Origin of the sequence: Paenarthrobacter sp. Z7-10 (assembly GCF_026932795.1) — a bacterium.
Lineage (GTDB): Bacteria > Actinomycetota > Actinomycetes > Actinomycetales > Micrococcaceae > Arthrobacter_M.
This window is the reverse complement of the sequence record NZ_JADPVH010000069.1, coordinates 1-18572: the sequence shown is the minus strand read 5'-3', so window position 1 is coordinate 18572 and position 18572 is coordinate 1. Positions and strand designations below refer to the sequence as shown.

Genomic DNA, 18572 nt, shown 5'->3' with positions numbered 1-18572 from the left:
GCTATGCCGGGGCACTGACATTTTCCCGCTCCACATCCACCGTCATCCACAGCCGCCGTTATCCACAGTCAAAGCCACCGTCAGCCACAGCCGCTCACAGCAGCGCAGAGCCGCGCACAGCACTCAACAACCAACACATGCAAGCGACCGTGTGGGTTGGCCCGGCGAGGAGCTGTTCAGGTCCTTAACTGGCGTGACGGGGGGATCGCCGCGGCTGGCGTGCTCCAGGTGCGCGACTGGCATGCTCCAGGCGCGGCGTGCGATTGCGTCACTTCGCTGATGCCACCGGTCGCGCAGGTCACCACTCGGCGAAGGATCCGTCCGCGTGCCGCCAAATGGGGTTCCGCCACCGCTGGCCTTCCTGCGCCCGTTCCACGACGTATTCCTCGTTGACCTCGATGCCCAACCCCGGCCCGTCCGGAATGGCGACCATGCCGTCGTCGTACGCGAAAACCGACGGATCCACCACATAGTCAAGCAAATCATTGCTTTTGTTGTAGTGGATACCGAGGCTCTGCTCCTGAATGAAGGCGTTGTAGCAGCCGGCGTCGATCTGCAGGCAGGTCGCCAGCGCAATTGGTCCCAGCGGGCAGTGCAGCGCCAGGGCCACATCATAGGCTTCGGCCATGAAGGCAATTTTGCGGGTCTCGGTGATACCGCCGGAGTGCGAGGGATCGGGCTGGATGATGTCCACGGCACCCGTGGCCAGAATGTTTTTGAAGTCCCAGCGCGAGAACAGGCGCTCACCCAGCGCAATGGGAGTGGGCGTGTTCCGCAGGGTATCCAGCAGCGATCCCACGTTCTCACTCAGGACCGGTTCCTCGATGAACATCAGTTTGAACTGTTCGAGTTCTTTGATCAGCACCTTGGCCATCGGCTTATGCACCCGACCGTGGAAGTCGACGCCGATCCCCACGTTGGCGCCCACCGCGTCCCGCACGGCAGCCACATTGGCGATGGCCCGCTCCACCTTGTCCCAGCTGTCGACGTACTGCAGTTCCTCGGTGCCGTTCATTTTGACTGCGGTGAAGCCGCGGCCCACAGCCTCGCGCGCAGCGGCAGCCGTCTCGGCCGGTCGGTCACCGCCGATCCACGAGTAAACCCGGATCTTGTCCCGGACCTTGCCGCCGAGCAGTTCGTGCACCGGGACGCCGAGTGCTTTGCCCTTGATGTCCCAGAGCGCCTGGTCGATGCCGGCCAGCGCGCTCATCAGAATAGGTCCGCCGCGGTAGAAGCCCCCGCGGTACATGACCGTCCAAAGGTCTTCGATGTTCCGCGGATCCTTGCCGATCAAATAGTCGGAGAGTTCCTCGACGGCGGCGGCGACAGTGGCGGCGCGGCCCTCGATAACGGGCTCGCCCCAGCCCACGACGCCCTGATCGGTCTCGATCTTCAGAAACAACCAGCGGGGCGGCACGGCGTAAGTGGAAAGCTTGGTGATTTTCATGCTGATTTCCTTGTCGAGAGGGCAGTTTCCCAGGCAGTGAAGATGGCGTCGGCGCGCGGGCGCAGGTCCTCGACGGTAATGCCAGGCCGGTACAGCGAAGATCCAATACCGAATCCCGTGGCGCCGGCAGCGAGCCATGCCGCGATGTTGGACGCGGTCACGCCGCCGACCGGGAGCAAACCAATGTGTTGAGGCACGACGGCGGTCCACGCCTTCAGCCCGGCGGTTCCGACCTGCTCGGCGGGGAAGAGTTTCACATTTCGGGCGCCGGCGCCGATGGCGGCGAAGGCTTCGGAGGGCGTTGCCGCGCCAGGGTAGCTTTCCATACCCAGCCGGACCGTCTCGGCTATCACAGCGGTGTCCGTGTTGGGTGAGACGATGGTTTGCGCACCGGCGTCGGCGCATTGCGCCACCTGATCCACGGTCAGCACCGTCCCTGCCCCAACGAGGCAGTCAGCCGGCAGCAGGTCTCGCAGCACGCGGATGGTAGCCAGCGGCTCGGGGGAGTTCAGCGGCACTTCAAGGGAACGAAACCCCGCTTCATAAAGGCACTCTCCAACGTCCTTGGCGTCCGCGGTGGTCAGCCCTCTCAAAATGGCGATCAACTGGCTCGGGGTGGTGGTGCTGCTCCGAGCGCTGCTACCGGGGGAGGTCATGGCTTGGCCTTTCAGTATGAGGAGCTGGGTTAGGGGTTTGTGGTTCAGTTGCGGATGGCTTCGTATCCGATTCCGCTTCTGTTTCCGCTTCGGATTTCGCATCCGCTTCGGATTTCGGCTCAGGCTCAGGCCCAGACGCCATCGCAGAAGGCACGACGGCGGCGCGTTCGGACAGCAGCCCCGCCGCGTTGGCTGTGAGCCACATACCCGCCGCTGCGGACTGCTGAGCTTCCCGGGAAACCGTGATGCCGAACCGCTGGAGCGCGCGGCGATAACGCGAATTCAGCTCGTCCGCGCCGCAGAGGATCACCGAGCGTTCGCCGTCGAGCAGCCAAGTACGGCCGATGCCGGCAATCTCGTCGCCAATCAGAAGTCCGGACAGATAGTCCAGGATGTCCTCCCGCGCGAGTTCGCCGGTCAGCGCCAGCGACCGGGCGGAGAATGCGGTACCCAGGAATCCGCCGGCACCGGCGGGGGACGCAGCAACCTCGACACCGCGGTCGAAAGCGTCCCAACTGCTCCGGACCGTTTTAAGAGCCAGCCGTGAGAGCGTGCTCTCATTGCTGAGCAGGGCAAACACCTCTCCGGTCATGTAGGTAGTGAAGTCGGAGACGACTGTGCCGACGACCCGGACCCACTTGGAGTGGGTTCCCGGCAGCAGAACAATTTGGCTGGCGCCACGGCCGGGAGCGCGGTGTGCCGGGATGCCGTCGCCGCTTGCGGCCAGGGCTCCCAGAATCTGCGTCTCTTCGCCGCGCATCACGCTGGGCAAGGTTCCGCCGGTGATCAGACCCGGGACGATGTGGACGTTGCGGCCGGTCCGTGTCCTGACAGTAGTCAGCCGGATGCCCGTGTCGGCCATTTCTGCAGGCGTGTTGCGGTAGTCCGCTTCGGCCCAGCCGTGGTTGCTGCCCACCATGCCGCAGGCAATAACAGGCAGAGCCGGCTCGATCCGCAGCCAATCTTCGCAAAGGTCGTCAAAGGCCCGTTCGAAGGCAACGGCCCGGCTGATCGCTTCGTTTGCTGCCCTCGCTGAGACCGCCATGGTTCCGGAGGCTTCCTCGCGCTGGGCCAGTATGGCGCCACTGCTGCCCAAGAGATAGGCCCGGCACGAGCTGGTGCCCCAATCGATCGCGATCAGGCGCGCTTCTGCGTCAGTCGTCATGGCCTCTGATTTTCCCGGCGTCGCGGCAATCGGCCTCCTGCCGCTGCGCATAATCCAAGACTGGGTCATCAATCCCGTTATCTCAAACCCCGTCCTACATAATGGGATGACGTGAAGTTTGAATTCTGCAGGCGGACGCCGGAGGTGACGGATGGATTTCCATGATGGGGTGACCGAAGACCCGGACGCGACCGTTGGCGGCCGGGGAGGCCCGCTGGCAGGCGGCCCGAAGGCGGTGGCCGGCAGCCGGGAAGACCGGCTGGTCGAGGCCCAGGTGCCGCCGCCGGGGACGCAGACCTTGGCTCGGGGGTTGGACATCCTCCGGGCCGTGGCCGATGGGGCAACCGACCTGAAATCAGTGGTGGCCGCGACCGGCATTGGCCGCAGCACGGCACACCGGCTGCTTCAGATGCTGAAGCAGCGCGGGTTTCTGTACAGCGGCCAAAGCTCGGGATATTCGCTGGGCTCAACCCTGATCGAGCTTGGATTCAAGGCTCTCTATCAGAGCCCGGTTCCAGTTCTGGCGCGGCCGGTGCTGGAACAGTTGACCGCCAAATATTTGGACACCGTGCACCTTGCGGTGGAGGACGAAGGGCAAGTGCTTTACGTCGATAAAATCCCGGGTTCGCGCGGAGCTGAAATGCGCTCCAGGGTGGGGCATCGGATGCCGCTAAGCCGAACCGGCATCGGAAAGGCACTGCTGCTGGACAAGTCGGAACGGTGGGCGGAAATTTTCGACCGGGATCACGCCGGTATGTCGGTGGCCGACGAAACCCGGAAGGTGTTCCTTCAGCGCATGCGGGGATACGCGGAACGCGGGACCGCCTTGGATCTGGAGGAGAACGAGCCCGGAATCCGCTGTGTTTCAGCTCCGATCCGGGACGGCAGTGGTGCGATAGTGGCAGCCATCAGTCTGACTGCCACTAACCCCTACATGCCTCCGGACCGTATGGCTGCGCTGCGGGACGTAATGGCACAAACGGCACTGACTCTCTCCAAAAAACTCGGATACGCCGGATCGCGGGCTGGTTCGGGGGACAAGACCGCCCCGCTGGCCGCCGTTCCCTGACCAATACTGACGGTAGTTTCGGGAACGGACTGCGGGGCCATGCGTGGGACGGCGCTGGCGAGCAACCTGGCGGCGCTGCCGAAAGATACTGGCCGGACTAGCCGGGATCGATGCTGGTGCGGTCCCGATCATCGGACTCTCCAGCCGGCCGGTTCGAGCGGCCTTCGTTCTGGGCGGTGTCCTTCCGGCCTGCCTCTTTTCCATCCTTTTGGACAATATCCTCCCCCCGCCGCGTTCTACTTTCACCAACACCCTCCGGAGCCATATCGTCTGAACTCTGTACCGCGTCCGATCCGGGTTGGGGCGGTTCATGCAGGGGTTCCTTGCTGCCCATGGCTCTGGCAGTGCCATCGCGTTCCGCGCTGCCTTCGGAGCGTCCCGCATAGGGTGGCACAGCGCTGTCGCCCGTGTCGATCTTTCCACCGGGTGCCGGGTTGTCGCCCTCATGATAATCATTGCCTGCCCGGTCGCCCTTCGGCGGATTAGTCGGTGCCATTGAATCCTCCTCATTTTGCGTTTGGTTAGCTTCCCGATGCCGCGCAACGGCCCGGACCCGATGGGGCTTCAGCAGAGAACCCTCCACAGTACGGCGTAGAGTTATGGCACACCGACGGCGGTAATCCACAGTCACACGCTTAGACTTTCAAGGTAGTCCGGGGACGGCTGGCACGCAATAGTCCTCAGAACCCGGTGACGCTCCTTTATTTTCAGGCGGTGCCCCGATCGGCAAAGGCCCGACCAAAATTCAGCAAGCCGGGCTGGAAAGACGCAGATCTGGTCAGAATGCATCGAATCCGCAGATCCGGCGAGAATGCAGCAGAATGGTCTGAGAGCAGCCCATTGTTCAAGAGCAGCAGAAGTGCCACTGGAGAAGCGGAGTTAGCATGCGCATTGTTGTCATTGGCGCCACCGGACACGTGGGCGGATATCTGACCCCCCGGCTGGTGGACGCCGGGCATGAGGTGGTCGCGGTCAGCCGGGGACTTCGGGCACCCTATCGGAAGCATCCAGCCTGGGAACAGGTGCAACGGATCACTATGGACCGTGCCGCCGGAGACGCGGACGGCACCTTCGCCGGCCGTGTGGCAGACCTGCGTCCCGACGTCGTCATTGACATGCTGTGCTTTACACCCGAGTCCGCACAGCAGCTCGTTGATGGACTCCGCGGACGGGTTGATCTTCTGCTGCACTGTGGCAGCATCTGGGTGCATGGCACGGCGGTTGAAGTCCCGGTCACAGAGGAGTCTGCACGCACGCCGATCGGCGAATATGGCGTCGGCAAGGCTGCCATTGAGGAGCTGCTCCGGCGCGAGGCCCGCGGTTCGGGGCTCAAATCTGTCGTGCTGCATCCCGGTCACATCAGCGGTCCCGGTTGGCCTGTTATTAACCCGGCCGGCAATTTGGATCTGGACGTCTGGACGAAGCTCGCCACGTCGGAGCCGCTCACACTGCCCAATTTTGGTCTCGAAACCGTCCATCATGTCCATCCGGACGACGTCGCGCAGGCGTTTGAGCTGGGCGCTGACGCCACCGGAGGCCGCCATTGGTGAAAGCTTCCATGTGGTTTCGGCGCGGGCACTGACCTTGCGCGGATTTGCGGAGGCGGTCGCCGCCTGGTTCGGCCGCAGCGCAGACCTGCGGTTCGTCCCGTATGAGGACTTCCGCACGACGACGACGGCGGCACATGCGGACACGACATGGGAGCACATTTCGCGCAGCCCGTCCATGAGCATTGACAAGGCTCGACAAGTGCTTGGCTATGCTCCGCGGTACACCTCCCTGCAAGCGGTGGCCGAAGCGGTGCGCTGGCTTCAGGACAACGGCCAGCTGGACTTCGGAGACAGCACGCTCACGGCGTAGCGCGCCTTTCAGCGGCTGGAAATGCCGTTGACCATTCCGGAGATGAAACGGCGCTGCAGGAAGATGTACAGCAGGACGATGGGCAGCGCGACGATCACACCCGCGGCAGCGAGCAGTGAGTAGTCCGTGATGTGCTGGCCCTGGAAAAAGGCAAGTCCGAGGGGCGCGGTGCGAAGATTCTCACTGGAGACCATGATCAGCGGGATGAGGAATTCGTTCCAGGTCCACATCGCCACCAGCAGGCACATGGTGGAAATCGCCGGAATGGACGGCGGGACGATGACCTTCCAGAGCAGCTTCCAGTCGGAGGCTCCATCGAGCCGGCCGGCTTCCATGATTTCGTGCGGGAAGGTGCGGAACTGGTTGCGCATCCAAAACACGCCGAATGCCAGGGACTGCGCTGTCTGCGGCAGGATCAGCGCCCAGTAGGTGTCGGTGATGCCGGCGCTGCGCAGGTTGTAGTACAGCGGAATGATGAATGCCTCCGCAGGCAGCAGCAGCCCAGCCAGCAGCATGAAGAACAGTGCGTTTTTACCTGGAAAGTCCATCCGGGCAAAGGCGAACCCGGCTAGGGTGCTCATAATGGTGGTCAAAACCACCACGGAGATGGTCACCAGTGCGCTGGAAGTCATATAAGTGGAAAAGTGACCGCGGTTCCAAGCCTCGACGAAATTCCCCAGGTCGAGACCGGAGGGAAGCTGGAATCCACCCTGCGGGTCGCCTTTGGGCGTCACGGCCGAGAGCAGCACGCCGAGCAGGGGTATCACGGCGATCGCACTGAAGATGATGAGCACCGTGTAATTGAAGGCCATTTCCCGGCGGCGGATCCTCATTCGACGTCCTTTGGCTGCAACTTCTGGATGAAGACCGTGATGATGAGTATCAGCAGGGTCAGTACCACGGCCACCGCCCCCGCTGACCCGACCTGCCCGGTGTTAAAAGCACGGTTATAGGCTTCGTAAGCGGGAACCGAGGTGGCGTTGCCCGGTCCGCCGTGGGTGGTGATGTAAACCAGGTCGAACGTCTTCAGGGCGGCGACGACGGTCAGCGTCAGGGCCACGGCAATGGGACCACGGAGCGCCGGCAGCGTGATGGAGAGAAATTCGCGCACTGGTCCTGCCCCCTCCAGCCGCGCCGACTCGAAGAGTTCCGGTTGAATGTTGGCCACGCCGCTCAGGAACAGCACCAGGCACAAACCTATGCCCAGCCAGCTTCCGATCAGTCCGACAGCCGGCAGCGCGGTAGCGAATCCGCCCAGCCAGGCCGTGGTGATGGAATCGAGTCCCACGGCCCGAAGCAGCTGGTTGACCAGCCCGTTGGGGGAGTAGATCGCCACCCAGGTGGTGGCCACAACCACCGAGGCGATGACCTGCGGCAGGAACAGCAGCGTCCGGAAGATCGACATTCCCCGCATCCGGGCTCCGCGGGAGATGATCGCCGTCAGGGCAAGCGCCAATACCACAGGAACTGCGGCAAAGAAGAAGATCAGGATGCCGGCGTGCACGAACGAATCGCGGAGTTTTTGGTCCAGGATCAGATCTACGTAGTTCTGGACGCCGGCCCAGGTCGATGGGCCAATGCCGTTCCAGTCGTAGAAAGAATACTGCGCGGTCTGCAGCAGCGGCACGCCCAGGAAGATGGCGAAGAAGGCAAATGCCGGCAGTACGTAGAGGTACGCCTTCCACCGGACTCTCCGCCGGCTCCTGCGCGGGAGTATGGCTGCCACGGACTACTTTTTCCCGATGAAGGCCGAATAGTCCGCCTGCAGCGCCGCGGCGAATTCCGTCGGTGATTTCTGCTTGGCGGTCAGTTCCTGCACGGCAGCGGTGAGGGTGTCATAAAAAGTCGGGGTTGAATAGTCCAAATACGGCACCATACCGGAGCCTTCGTTTACGCTTTTCCATGAACTGGCGATGTCGGCCGTGAGGGTGTTCGGCTTGGGAGCCCAGTCCTTCGGGGGCACGGTCGGCAGGTTGCCAGTGTCGATGAGCACCTGGCTGGCGTTCGCATTGGTGACGTAGTCAATATAGGCCGCTGCTGCGTCGGCGTTTTTGCTCGCCGCGGTAATTCCCCACGCCAATCCCTCGCCGCCGGTGGTGACAGGCGTCGCCGAGGAGTCCGGTGCCAGTACCAGGAACCCTGCATCCGCGCCGAGTGCCTTGTCCACGGTGGCCAGCTGCCAGGTGCCGGTAATCGTGAAGGCGGACTTGCCGGAGTTAAAGGCGGCCAGGGCGGCGTCCCGGGAAATACCGTTCGCATCACTGGTCAGATAACCCTTGTCCACCCAGTCCACCAGTGTCTGCGCAGCCTTGACGGAGCTGTCGTCGGTCCAGGCGCCGCCCTTACCGGTGACCAGGTCGCTGACCGCTTGCTTCCCGGCGAGCGCGGCTTGGACGATGCCGTAGATGTGGATGCCCGGGCTCTTCTCCACATCACCATAGGAGATCGGCAGCATGCCGGCGGCCTTGATCTTGGGCAGCAGGGCCTCGAATTCGCTGATGGTTCGGGGAGCCTTCAGCGACAGGTCGGCCAGAATTTTCTTGTTGTAGTAAAGGCCCACCATTTCCCCGGTCTGGGATACCCCATAGAGGTTTCCCGCCTGCCAGGTCTTTCCGTCCGGAGTGAAGCGGTTCAGATCCAGCAGCTGCTGCGGGTAGTAGCTGTCCCAGCCGTACAGCTTGGCGTAATCGTCAACGGGCCGGATCAGCTGGCCCTGGACGAAGGACCCCATATCCGGATATCCCTGGTTGACCTGGACGACGTCGGGTGCCGTCTTCGATGTCAGCGCCAGCTTCAGGGTCGTCTTCAGGTCCGCGAAGGAACGGGTGACCCGCTCGATCTTTACTTTCGGATGTTCCTTCATAAACGCGGCGTTGAGCTGCGTCTGGGCAGTGTTGATGCCACCATCGGTGTTCTGATCCCAGACGGTGAGGGTCACGTTACCGGCACTCGCGATGTCCGTGGAAACGGCGGCCGAGGTCGCCGTCGTCGTCTTCGAACCGCCGGGAGCGCAGGCCTCCAGCGCCAGCGCTATGGCCGCAGCCGTTCCGGCGCTCAGGACGGTTCTTCTGCTGAACTTCTTCATTCCTTCTCCTCACTGATGGCCTGGGCCGCTGCCCACGCCTTGATTATTGACCAATTTCCCGCCGGCGACTCTGCGCTGAGGAATTCGGCGATGTCACAGGGCCGGGGCGCACTGGCGGCTCCGCCGAGGGTCCGCACGGACAGCGATGCGCTGAGCACGGCGAGTTGAAGCCGCTGTCCCAAGGGCCAGCCAAAGCGCTCGGACACCATCAGAGCGGCTACGAAAACGTCTCCCGCACCGGTGGGGTCGATCGCGTCAACGGGGACGGTTCGAACCTGGATGAGCTCTCCGGTGGAGCGCTGGAAGGCCACCGCACCGCGGGATCCCTCGGTGACCACCGCCAGCTCAACGTAATTTCCGAGCGCGCGTGCCGCATCCGCGGCGGTGGAGGTGCGCGTGTAGCGCATGGCCTCGGTATCGTTGGGGACGAAGACGTCAACCTCTGCCAGCCGATGCAGCACTGTCTCCGACCAGACGCCGCTGGCATCCCAGCCCACACCGCCGAAAACTTTCGTGCCCGCGGCGCGCAGCCGGGCGACCCAGTCAGGAAGCGGCTGTTGTACTCCCACGTGCGTGGCTCCGACGGTGGGTCCGCCGTTCTGCCATTGCAACGGGTCGGCATCCTCCTGGTATGTAATGAAGCTGCGTTCGTGCGCTCCGGTCAAGGCCACACTCACGGGACTTTGGAAACCCGGGATCCGTTGCAGCCATGCCAGGTCCAGATCCGGTTCGGCGCAGAGCATGGCGTCGATGCTGGTCCCCAGGGCGTCGTCGCCCAGTTGTGAGAGCAGGCCCGTCCGCGCTCCCAATCGTGCCGCTGCCACGGCCCGGTTGGCGACGCCGCCGGGAGTCAGGGCAAAGGCGTTCGCAAAAACTTCCGCGCCGGCCGCAGGGAGCGGGACATCGGCGAAGACCAGATCGCAGAAAATCGAACCCGCGAACAGCAGGTCAAGGTGCGGCGCCGTGGTTGTCACTGGTTGTCCAGCGCTCACGTAGCTCCAATCGATGGCCGGGGCCGGTCCGGCGAAGCGAACTGGCCTGCGTGACTTTGAAGCAACTATAGCGGCGCTGATGATATTTAACCCGGGCCGCGCAAAATAATGGCAAAGTCTGACGATCTTTCGGTCCCTTTTGCCGAATCGCCCGATTTATTTGCCAAAGAAGTGCAAACCCAATCATTTTTGGCGTAGCTTGGTCTTCATGATCTTGAGGGAACGGCAAGACCGTATTCTGAAGACGCTGCGCTCCGGCGGCGCGGCCTCCGTCAGCGAACTGGCCCAGGCCCTGCAGGTGAGCCAGTCCACCATCCGCCGTGATCTTGACCTGCTGGATGGCAACGGAGAACTGACGCGCACCTATGGCGGCGCCACTGTCCGACCCGGTCAGACCGTCACTGAGGACGGCGACGGGGGCACTATTGAGCAGGCCTTCGAAGCCGATGCGGGGGAGCAATCCGATCTGAAGCGGGCCATGGGGAAACAGGCCGCTGCGCTGATCAAAGACGAAAGTGTGGTCCTGCTCGACATTGGCACCACAACGCCATTCATCGCCCGCGAGCTGCGCGGACGGCCCGTTACCGTCATTACCAGCAACCTTGCCGTGCTGGACGAACTGCGGAACGATTCCGCAGCGCGGCTGGTGCTGCTCGGGGGCGTGCTGCGCCGCAACTACCGCACCTTCGTTGGATCCCTCACCCAGCACGCACTGACTCAAGTGAGCGCCGACATGTTGTTTTTGAGCTGCACCGGCGTCCGCGCTGCGGGGAACGTCGTGGACAACATGGCGGTTGAAGCGCCCATCAAGCAATCCATGATCGAAGCCGCCGACAGCGTGGTGTTGATGGCCTCCGCGGTGAAATTTCCGGGCACCGGGGCGCTGCGGCTCTGTTCCCTTGCGGACGTCGACGTGGTCATCACCACCCCCGGTGCCAATGAGCAAACACTGAATATATGCCGGGAAGCCGGCGGGAGGGTAATCATCGCATGAAACTTTGCATCGTAGGAGGCGGAGGATTCCGCACCCCGTACGTATACCAGGCGCTCCTTCGAGACCGCGGTTTCCCCCGGGTCACGGAGGTGGCGCTTTACGACATCGACGAGCACCGGCTGCGCTCCATGGTGGCCATCCTGGATCAGCTGGCCGCGGGTTTCGAGGACGCTCCACGACTGCTTCCCACCACCTCGCTGGAAGCCGCCGTGGAGGGCAGCGATTTTGTTTTCGCGGCGGTGCGGGTCGGCGGGCTCGAAGGACGTCGGTGCGATGAGCACGTGGCCCTGGACCTCAACGTTCTCGGCCAGGAAACCACGGGCCCGGGCGGCCTCGCGTACGCGCTGCGCACCATTCCGGTGATGATGGAACTTGCCACCTTAGTTCGGGAGCTGGCCCCGCACGCCTATGTCATGAACTTTACCAACCCGGCGGGCATCATCACCGAGGCCATGCAATCGGTGCTGGGCGAGAGGGTACTGGGTATCTGCGACACACCCTCCGGTCTGGGACGCCGCGTGGCGGGGCTCCTGGGTTTGGACCACACCCGCGTGCAGATGGACTATGTGGGACTTAATCACCTCGGCTGGATGCGCCGGGTAATGTACAACGGCGAAGACGTCCTGCCGCAGCTGCTGGCCGATGGGAAACGGCTGTCGCTGATGGAGGAGGGACACGTTTTCGGCACGGATTGGATCCGCACTCTGGGCGTGATCCCCAACGAATACCTGTTCTACTACTACTTCAACCGTGACGCGGTGCGCGGAATCATCGATTCCAAGCTGACCCGCGGTGACTTCCTGGCCAAAACCCAAAGCGAGTTTTTTGACCGCGTGCTGCAGGCGGGCGACGGCGCGGCGGACCTTTGGCGCGAAACGGTGCGGGTGCGCGGCGCCAGTTACATGGCGGAGGCCAAGGGCGGCGAACAGGGCGCCCCGGCCACGAACCGGGAACAGGAAACGGACCCGGGGCAGCAGGGGTACGCCGGCGTGGCGCTGGGCGTGATGGCGGCGATTGCCCGCAATGAGCGCTCCACCATGATCCTCAATGTCCGCAACGGCAGCACTGTGCAGGGACTGCCCGAGGACGCCGTGATAGAGATTCCCACAACGGTCGATGCCAATGGCGTCCACCCACAAACCACGGCACAGCCCGAGCTGTACCAACTGGGCCTGATGCAGCAGGTCAAGGCCGTGGAGCGCCACACCATAGCCGCCGCCCTGACCGGCTCCCGCGAGGAGGCGCTGAAGGCCTTCGCGCTGCACCCGCTGGTGGATTCGGTGACGGTGGCACGGGATCTGCTGGCTGGCTACATTGACCGCATTCCGGAGGTTGCCCGTGTGCTGACACCGTAGCCGGACCGCGGGCCGGACTGGAGCTGTGGTCAGCGGTCAGTTGTCGGGCAGCGGGAGCTGGTCCTTCGTGCCGGAAGCGATCCCGACGGGCAGGGCAGTGAAATCCCGCGTGCCCGGGACGTGGACCGTGACGTCGGGCAGGTGCTCCCGGACCAGCTCGACAAAGGCACCCAGCGGGCCGCGGTTCCCTGCAAACATCTCATAATGCATCGGAATCAGCAGCGCCACCCCGGACCGGGCCGCCAAGTCCACTGCCTCGGCCGCGCTGAGGTTGCCGACCAGATCCTGGCTTTCCCGCTCGGCACTGCGGCCGTTGATCGGCAGCAGGGCAGCATCAGTGTGCAGCTCCCGCAGCCGGTCGGCCAGCTCCGGATAATCCAGGGTGTCACCGGAGTGATAGATGCGGTAACCGTCCAGATCCAGGACGTAGCCGAGGTAGCGGTACCCACCGCCCGCATGCTCAAGACCAAACGTGTACGCGTCGCCAACATGGATGCCATGCCGGGAGGCCACCGGATGGACAGTCAGCCCCGGCGCCAGCTCAATCGGCTGCCCGGGCACGGCTCCAATCAGCGGTCCAGCGAGCCCCGAGGACCGCGCGAGCTCCAGCAACGGGTGCGGGAGCACCACGCGGATGGCCGGATCGAGTTCCCGCAGGCGGCGAAGGGTGGGCAAGTCCATGTGGTCGACGTGTTCGTGGCTGACCAGAACGGCGAGACTGCCGACAAGATCCTCCGGCTGTACCGGCGGGCTGACGAGCCGACCGGGAAATTGACTCAGGAAAGGATCGACGACCACGCGGCCCGAGTTGCCCGCAATGATGAAACCTGCCTGTCCCAGCCAGCGCAGCTGCGGAGTGCTCATTGATTCCTCACCGGCGGCCAGGGGCTCATTGCTGCCGACCATGTCCGGTGCCGTCGCCGTCGGCCATAAAAGCGTGGATCTGGGCGTCGGTGGGCGCGGCCACCACTATCGGGTGGATCGGCTCCTCACCCGCCTCGATCAGTAAATCGTTGATGGATGTTTGTCCAGCAAGTTCCGCAGGCTGGGACTCGCTGCTCACTGGGTTGGTCCCGAGGCGGCGTTCATGTTTTGACGATAAGTTCCCACCGGCCACATGCGCATCAGGGACACGCCGCAGGAGATTTTCGGCGGTGGAATTTTCCGCCTCCTCCGCTGCTCGGGCTGCCATGGCATCTTCCGCCGCGCGGAGGCGCTTGGCGCCCATCATGAACCTGATGATCACCGCCACGGCCAGTGCCCACGCCACCACTACGGCGACGATGACGAGCGCAATCTCCAACCTCTGACTCCCTGCTGCTCTGTGCCCCTGACAGGCAGGCGACGGACGCCATCCGGCGGCCGTCCGGTTCCATTAAAGTGCATCCAAACGGCGGCCGCGACCGAAGGGGTCCGCAGATATCGAGCGAAACGGCAAACGCGGACACAGCGGGGACGAAACATCCCGACGTATCGTTGGAAAGCGAGACAGACCGGTCTTTGCGGAGGTAGCATGTCATTACTGATCTGTCACAGACTGGACGTCCAAACAGCCCGTACAGGATGGAGCAATCTGGAACAAGCAAGCCTTGGAGTAAACCGGGGCGCGCGTCGGCAGAGAAGGATGTGCCGTGATGTTGGAGTTTCCGTCGAATTTTCCTCCAGTGCCACCGAAGCGTTCCGGCAAGCAGTTTTTAAGGAGAGGGCCTGCGGACGGGCGTGTTCACGATCCAGAGACCGGTAATGGTCCAGTTGCCCCGCGCTTCGCCTTTCTGGACCCGGAGGCGCCCGCTGGAGCCCAGATGCCCGCAACCAGACGGCAGGCACTGGAGATCATCCAAACCGTACTCAATGACCCGGCTCCGGAACGCGAGGAGATCCGCGCGCGACTGCGTCGACACGTCGCCACCGATCCGGGACATCCGGAACTAGCCTTGCTCAAGCACCTGTTGGAGCGGGCGCCAATGAACAACCAGCCGTCCTGGACGGCGGTTTCCGGGATGACCGGCGAGGACTTCATGGGTACCTCTGAGCCCGGCGGCAGCTGGGACTGATCCGCCCGCGGTGAGCCTGGCAGCTCGCACGCTTCCCTGTCCTCCCGCGCTCCTGCCGGGCTGGAACGCGCCGCCCGCCGTCGCCATCGGCTCTGCCGTGGACCAGGCGGCAAAAAAATTGTTCTATAACCGTCGGCGTGTCCTTACCTGCAGTATCCCTGAGCCGATGGTGAGGGATACAAGCACTTACTGAACCAAATCCTGCAAGCATTCCCGCGGACCGTGCCGCCGCACATTCCTGTGCCGGCATCAAAGCCACGCGGCTTTGTCCGCTGTCCCCCCCCGAACCGATCAGCTAGGCGGTCCTGTGCGAAAAATTAGTGGACTTTTTACGGCGTTTGTCCTTCTGCTGTCCCTGCTGCTGACCGGAGGAGCGCCCGCCTTGGCCGCAGCGCCGACGACGGCGGTTTCTACCACGGTTGTGCGCACGGCTTCGACGCCGATGACGGTCCCGAGCGCAGCGGACCCGTTCGTCAAAGAGGTGCTGCGTTTGACCAACCAGTACCGGGCGGACAACGGACTCACCCGCGTGGTGTGGAACGCCAAAATCGCCGCCATATCGCAGCAGTGGGCTGCCACCATCGACACGCGGATCGACCAGGACAAACTGGATATGGCAACCATTCACCGTCCCGCAGGCTGGGGCAGCCTGTTGCCCGAGGGCTACGACTGGTACTCCGAAATCATAGCCATCAACAACACTCCCCAACAGGTGGTGGACTGGTGGATGAATTCACCCTCGCACCGGGCCGCACTGCTGGACCCGCGGGTGACGGACGTCGGCATCGGCTACGTCCGTTCGACGAAGGCCGGCTGGGCAGGCATGTACAGCGTGGTACTGAACTTGGTGGGCTATCCCTCCACCCGCGCCACGCTGCCGCCCATGCCTGTCATCAAACCCGGTGATGTGGCGGTGGTGGATGTCGACGGCGGACTCTATGTGTACAGCTCCGCCCATGGGGCGGACCTGTGGCAGCGCAAATACATTTCCTCGGGTTGGGGCACGGCCCAGCAAATCGAGGTGACGGACTGGAACTCGGACGGCATATCGGATCTCGTGACGGTGTGGAATTCCGGTCGGCTGACTGTGAGCTACGGGCAGTCAAACGGGCTGATGGGGCCCCTCCAAGTCATTGGGAACGGCGGTTGGGCCGGCTATGACATCTCGGTGACAACCTGGAGCCGCGGCGATGTCTATCCGTCCATCCTCGCAACGAACCGTGCCACCGGTGGCCTATACTACTACCGGAACACCACTGGTGGTGTTCTCAACAACCGCACCCAGATTGGAGTGGGCTGGCGGGGACTGACGACACTGTCGCTCGATTTTGACGCCGACGGGTACATGGATGTCGTGGCTAGAACCCCGCAGGGTCAGCTGAAGCTGTACCGCGGCAATGGCGCCGGCCGCTTCGTGTCCGAGTCTCGAGCGGTCATTGGCAATGGTGGCTGGAATGCTATGGACCATATCTCCAGCGTGACCAACCATCTTGGGGACGAGGAATCCGGAATTCTGGCACGCGATACTGCCGGCAACCTGCAGTACTACCCGGTTGGTGCGAACCGCTTCCTGCCGCGGATCACTATTGGTCATGGGGGTTGGACGCCGCTGCTCATCGGCAGCTGAACCCGGGCGACAGGCGCCAGGGGACTGGCGGCTGGCGTCTGTTGCTCGTCGTCGGGTGATACCCAGGAGGCAGGGAGCAGGCGGCGTTTGCCCTTGTCGTCCGTGATATCCGGATGAGAGGGTGGAGGAACACCACAGGCCGCCGGGGATGGCCCGCGTCTGCTGCAGAGAGGTCTGGATATGGCACGGGGCAATGGTTCAGCCGACGCCGACTTGCGTGTGGGCGTGATAGGGCTGGGCTGGGCCGGGCAGCAGCATCTGCAGGCCTACAGCCGCATCGACGGAGTGCGGATAACGGCGTTGGCCGGCAAAGAAGTGGATCTGCTGGCCCAGCTGCAGGACCGCTATGGCATTCCCAACGCATTTGCCGACTGGCAGCAGCTGCTGGAACTTGAGGACCTGGATGCGGTAAGCATTGCCGTTCCTACCTTCCTGCACGCACCCATAGCGGTGGCCGCACTGGAGCGAGGACTTCATGTGCTCAGTGAAAAGCCGATTGCGCGCAGTGCCGACGAGGGCCAGGAGATGGTGGACGCCGCCCGCCGGTCGGGCCGGGTTCTGGACGTAGCATTCAACCACCGCCGCCGCGGCGACATCCAGGTCCTTAAAGGAATTCTTGACAGCGGCGAATTGGGCCGGCCCTATTACGCCAAAGCTTCCTGGCTGCGCCGCTCGGGGATCCTCAAGCTGGGCAGCTGGTTCACCAACAAGGAAATGTCCGGCGGAGGTCCGCTGGCCGACATCGGCGTCCATGTCCTGGACTATGCCCTGTACCTGCTGGGGGAGCCAAAGGTCGTCAGCGTCTCGGCCGCCACCTACGCGGAGCTCGGGCCGCGCGGCCGTGGCGGTAATGACAGGGAAACGGCCCTGAGCAGCAATTTCGCCTTTGAGGTGGAAGACTTCGCCACGGCTTTTCTGCGGCTCGACGGCGGCGCCACGCTCATCATCGAAGCTGGCTGGGCCAGTTTCCGTCCGGAGCCGGACCTGATGGACTTCTCGGTGTTCGGCACCGAGGGTGGCGCCGATCTGCGGGCCACTGGTGCTCCGAGCGCCCCGGTGGCGGACCTTAGGGTTTATACGGAAAGAGATGGCATGAACGCGGACTACACTCCGGCGGCAGAGCCGGGACGGGCACACCAGCAGGTGGTCGAGGATTTCGTGGCCGTGGTGCGGGCCGGTGAAACGGCTTGGGCTCAACACGACGGTTCGCTGGCCCTGAGCCGGGCACGGATCATCGATGCCTGCTACCAGTCGGCGGACGAACACCGCGAAGTGGTGCTCTGATCATGGCGCCCAGGGAACTGAAGATTTTGGTATGGAACGAAGGGGTCCACGAGGCGCAGCAGCGGCCCGCGAGCATCGCCGTTAACTACCCCGACGGAATCCACGGCGCCATCGCCCAAGGCCTTGCCGAACATCACCCGCAGGCGCAGATCCACACGGCCACCCTTGCAGACCCGGACCATGGCCTGAGCGAAGACGTGCTTGCGGACACCGACGTGCTGCTTTGGTGGGGACACATCGCACACGCCGAGGTTTCGGACGAAGTGGTGGACCGGGTGCAGCGGCACGTGCTGGCGGGCATGGGACTGCTGGTGCTGCATTCGGCGCACTTTTCGAAAATCTTTACCCGGCTGATGGGCACCACCGCGTCCCTGTTGTGGCGCAATGAGGCTGAGCGGGAATTGGTGTGGACCGTCAATCCGACGCATCCGATCAGCCGCGGCATCCCAAGCCCCATCGTCATCGACCAGCAGGAGACCTACGGAGAGTTCTTCGACATTCCCGCTCCGGATGAGCTGGTGTTCATCAGTTCCTTCGCCGGTGGCGAAGTATTTCGATCGGGCGTCACCTTTACCCGCGGCAAGGGCCGGATCTTCTATTTCAGTCCGGGTGACCAGGAATATCCGGTTTACCACCAGACCCACATCCGCCAGGTGCTGGCGAACGCGGTGCAATGGGCCGCCCAACCCGGCCTTGACCGCAGCGAACCCGCCGTCGTCCATCCCGAGCGGGATTGGTTCCTGCCCTGACCCGCGGCGCCGCCGCATGGTCGGCGAAGCCGCATTGTTTGCGCTGCCGCCTGGCCGCGCACCCCGATCCCGCCGCGGGCGGATACACCCTAGATGAGTAATTCCAAGGGGTCGTCTCGGCGCGGCGTGGTGTTTTTGTAGGCAAAGGTGCCCAGAATCGGCGGTATCAAACCCAAACGCCGAACTTGGAGGCCCGCGTGGACGCCGATCTGGACACCCTTGCTACTGCATTGTA

The 18572-nt window shown here is 63.5% G+C and carries 19 protein-coding genes; 9 read left to right on the top strand and 10 right to left on the bottom strand.

The window, feature by feature from the left end:
- Positions 1–298: 298 nt before the first annotated feature.
- Genes dgoD through IV498_RS16460 form a run of 3 tightly spaced genes read right to left on the bottom strand, consistent with a single transcriptional unit; the run spans position 299 to position 3268 of the window.
- Entirely contained in the window at positions 299–1447 is a 1149-nt protein-coding gene (gene dgoD / locus IV498_RS16470; protein WP_269048175.1) for a galactonate dehydratase, read from the bottom strand.
- Positions 1444–2103 carry a 2-dehydro-3-deoxy-6-phosphogalactonate aldolase gene (locus IV498_RS16465; RefSeq protein WP_269048174.1) on the bottom strand — a complete coding sequence of 220 codons (660 nt, stop codon included), beginning with the start codon at positions 2101–2103 and terminating at the stop codon, positions 1444–1446. The genes dgoD and IV498_RS16465 overlap by 4 nt, the downstream gene beginning before the upstream one ends.
- Complete coding sequence (locus IV498_RS16460) at positions 2087–3268, bottom strand: 2-dehydro-3-deoxygalactonokinase (protein ID WP_269048173.1); 1182 nt, start codon at positions 3266–3268, stop codon at positions 2087–2089. Before IV498_RS16460 ends, IV498_RS16465 begins: the two co-directional genes overlap by 17 nt.
- Positions 3269–3419: 151 nt before the next feature.
- On the opposite strand from IV498_RS16460, the gene IV498_RS16455 reads away from it, so the two are divergent.
- The gene (locus IV498_RS16455; RefSeq protein WP_269048172.1) at positions 3420–4337 is read left to right on the top strand and encodes an IclR family transcriptional regulator; all 918 of its coding nucleotides are present in this window, start codon (positions 3420–3422) and stop codon (positions 4335–4337) included.
- 97 nt (positions 4338–4434) lie between these two features.
- Here the strand turns inward: IV498_RS16455 and IV498_RS16450 are convergent, their stop codons facing one another.
- Positions 4435–4833: a hypothetical protein gene (locus IV498_RS16450; protein WP_269048171.1), complete on the bottom strand. Its 399-nt coding sequence runs from the start codon at positions 4831–4833 to the stop codon at positions 4435–4437.
- 388 nt (positions 4834–5221) lie between these two features.
- Between IV498_RS16450 and IV498_RS16445 the strand changes: the two genes are divergently transcribed.
- Complete coding sequence (locus IV498_RS16445; protein ID WP_330059771.1) at positions 5222–5887, top strand: NAD-dependent epimerase/dehydratase family protein; 666 nt, start codon at positions 5222–5224, stop codon at positions 5885–5887.
- A complete protein-coding gene (locus tag IV498_RS18980; RefSeq protein ID WP_330059773.1) occupies positions 5817–6197 on the top strand; it encodes a hypothetical protein in 381 nt (126 codons plus the stop codon). Before IV498_RS16445 ends, IV498_RS18980 begins: the two co-directional genes overlap by 71 nt.
- Positions 6198–6205: 8 nt before the next feature.
- Here the strand turns inward: IV498_RS18980 and IV498_RS16440 are convergent, their stop codons facing one another.
- From IV498_RS16440 to IV498_RS16425, 4 genes are read right to left on the bottom strand one after another with little or no spacing between them, the layout of a single operon-like run.
- The gene (locus tag IV498_RS16440; RefSeq protein ID WP_269048170.1) at positions 6206–7030 is read right to left on the bottom strand and encodes a carbohydrate ABC transporter permease; all 825 of its coding nucleotides are present in this window, start codon (positions 7028–7030) and stop codon (positions 6206–6208) included.
- Entirely contained in the window at positions 7027–7923 is an 897-nt protein-coding gene (locus IV498_RS16435; RefSeq protein ID WP_269048169.1) for a carbohydrate ABC transporter permease, read from the bottom strand. Before IV498_RS16435 ends, IV498_RS16440 begins: the two co-directional genes overlap by 4 nt.
- A 3-nt stretch (positions 7924–7926) precedes the next feature.
- A complete protein-coding gene (locus IV498_RS16430; RefSeq protein ID WP_269048168.1) occupies positions 7927–9282 on the bottom strand; it encodes an extracellular solute-binding protein in 1356 nt (451 codons plus the stop codon).
- Positions 9279–10256 carry a carbohydrate kinase family protein gene (locus tag IV498_RS16425; protein ID WP_269048167.1) on the bottom strand — a complete coding sequence of 326 codons (978 nt, stop codon included), beginning with the start codon at positions 10254–10256 and terminating at the stop codon, positions 9279–9281. The genes IV498_RS16430 and IV498_RS16425 overlap by 4 nt, the downstream gene beginning before the upstream one ends.
- A 226-nt stretch (positions 10257–10482) precedes the next feature.
- Here IV498_RS16425 and IV498_RS16420 point away from each other — a divergent pair, with 226 nt between their 5' ends.
- Complete coding sequence (locus IV498_RS16420; RefSeq protein WP_269048166.1) at positions 10483–11268, top strand: DeoR/GlpR family DNA-binding transcription regulator; 786 nt, start codon at positions 10483–10485, stop codon at positions 11266–11268.
- Entirely contained in the window at positions 11265–12623 is a 1359-nt protein-coding gene (locus tag IV498_RS16415) for a 6-phospho-beta-glucosidase (RefSeq protein ID WP_269048165.1), read from the top strand. Before IV498_RS16420 ends, IV498_RS16415 begins: the two co-directional genes overlap by 4 nt.
- Before the next feature lie 36 nt (positions 12624–12659).
- On the opposite strand, the gene IV498_RS16410 is transcribed toward IV498_RS16415, so the two are convergent.
- The gene (locus tag IV498_RS16410) at positions 12660–13487 is read right to left on the bottom strand and encodes an MBL fold metallo-hydrolase (protein ID WP_269048164.1); all 828 of its coding nucleotides are present in this window, start codon (positions 13485–13487) and stop codon (positions 12660–12662) included.
- A 25-nt stretch (positions 13488–13512) separates the two neighbouring features.
- The gene (locus IV498_RS16405; protein WP_269048163.1) at positions 13513–13926 is read right to left on the bottom strand and encodes a hypothetical protein; all 414 of its coding nucleotides are present in this window, start codon (positions 13924–13926) and stop codon (positions 13513–13515) included.
- Between the two features lie 499 nt (positions 13927–14425).
- Between IV498_RS16405 and IV498_RS16400 the strand changes: the two genes are divergently transcribed.
- The 4 genes from IV498_RS16400 to IV498_RS16385 all read left to right on the top strand — a co-directional run bounded on the left by IV498_RS16400 (position 14426) and on the right by IV498_RS16385 (position 18337).
- The gene (locus tag IV498_RS16400; RefSeq protein WP_269048162.1) at positions 14426–14677 is read left to right on the top strand and encodes a hypothetical protein; all 252 of its coding nucleotides are present in this window, start codon (positions 14426–14428) and stop codon (positions 14675–14677) included.
- 307 nt (positions 14678–14984) lie between these two features.
- A complete protein-coding gene (locus IV498_RS16395) occupies positions 14985–16304 on the top strand; it encodes a CAP domain-containing protein (protein ID WP_269048161.1) in 1320 nt (439 codons plus the stop codon).
- A gap of 180 nt (positions 16305–16484) precedes the next feature.
- Positions 16485–17588: a Gfo/Idh/MocA family protein gene (locus IV498_RS16390; RefSeq protein WP_269048160.1), complete on the top strand. Its 1104-nt coding sequence runs from the start codon at positions 16485–16487 to the stop codon at positions 17586–17588.
- A gap of 2 nt (positions 17589–17590) precedes the next feature.
- Positions 17591–18337: a ThuA domain-containing protein gene (locus tag IV498_RS16385; protein ID WP_269048159.1), complete on the top strand. Its 747-nt coding sequence runs from the start codon at positions 17591–17593 to the stop codon at positions 18335–18337.
- Positions 18338–18572 lie beyond the last annotated feature (235 nt).

Excerpts from the sequence above, each read along its gene's own strand:
- IV498_RS16445 (WP_330059771.1), top strand. The coding sequence starts at position 5,222 with ATGCGCATTGTTGTCATTGGCGCCACCGGACACGTGGGCGGATATCTG.
- IV498_RS16390 (WP_269048160.1), top strand. The coding sequence starts at position 16,485 with ATGGCACGGGGCAATGGTTCAGCCGACGCCGACTTGCGTGTGGGCGTG.
- IV498_RS16450 (WP_269048171.1), bottom strand. The coding sequence starts at position 4,833 with ATGGCACCGACTAATCCGCCGAAGGGCGACCGGGCAGGCAATGATTAT.
- IV498_RS18980 (WP_330059773.1), top strand. The coding sequence starts at position 5,817 with ATGTCCATCCGGACGACGTCGCGCAGGCGTTTGAGCTGGGCGCTGACG.
- IV498_RS16465 (WP_269048174.1), bottom strand. The coding sequence starts at position 2,103 with ATGACCTCCCCCGGTAGCAGCGCTCGGAGCAGCACCACCACCCCGAGC.
- IV498_RS16410 (WP_269048164.1), bottom strand. The coding sequence starts at position 13,487 with ATGAGCACTCCGCAGCTGCGCTGGCTGGGACAGGCAGGTTTCATCATT.
- IV498_RS16460 (WP_269048173.1), bottom strand. The coding sequence starts at position 3,268 with ATGACGACTGACGCAGAAGCGCGCCTGATCGCGATCGATTGGGGCACC.
- IV498_RS16385 (WP_269048159.1), top strand. The coding sequence starts at position 17,591 with ATGGCGCCCAGGGAACTGAAGATTTTGGTATGGAACGAAGGGGTCCAC.
- IV498_RS16420 (WP_269048166.1), top strand. The coding sequence starts at position 10,483 with ATGATCTTGAGGGAACGGCAAGACCGTATTCTGAAGACGCTGCGCTCC.
- IV498_RS16415 (WP_269048165.1), top strand. The coding sequence starts at position 11,265 with ATGAAACTTTGCATCGTAGGAGGCGGAGGATTCCGCACCCCGTACGTA.
- IV498_RS16400 (WP_269048162.1), top strand. The coding sequence starts at position 14,426 with ATGCCCGCAACCAGACGGCAGGCACTGGAGATCATCCAAACCGTACTC.
- IV498_RS16430 (WP_269048168.1), bottom strand. The coding sequence starts at position 9,282 with ATGAAGAAGTTCAGCAGAAGAACCGTCCTGAGCGCCGGAACGGCTGCG.
- IV498_RS16455 (WP_269048172.1), top strand. The coding sequence starts at position 3,420 with ATGGATTTCCATGATGGGGTGACCGAAGACCCGGACGCGACCGTTGGC.
- IV498_RS16440 (WP_269048170.1), bottom strand. The coding sequence starts at position 7,030 with ATGAGGATCCGCCGCCGGGAAATGGCCTTCAATTACACGGTGCTCATC.
- dgoD (WP_269048175.1), bottom strand. The coding sequence starts at position 1,447 with ATGAAAATCACCAAGCTTTCCACTTACGCCGTGCCGCCCCGCTGGTTG.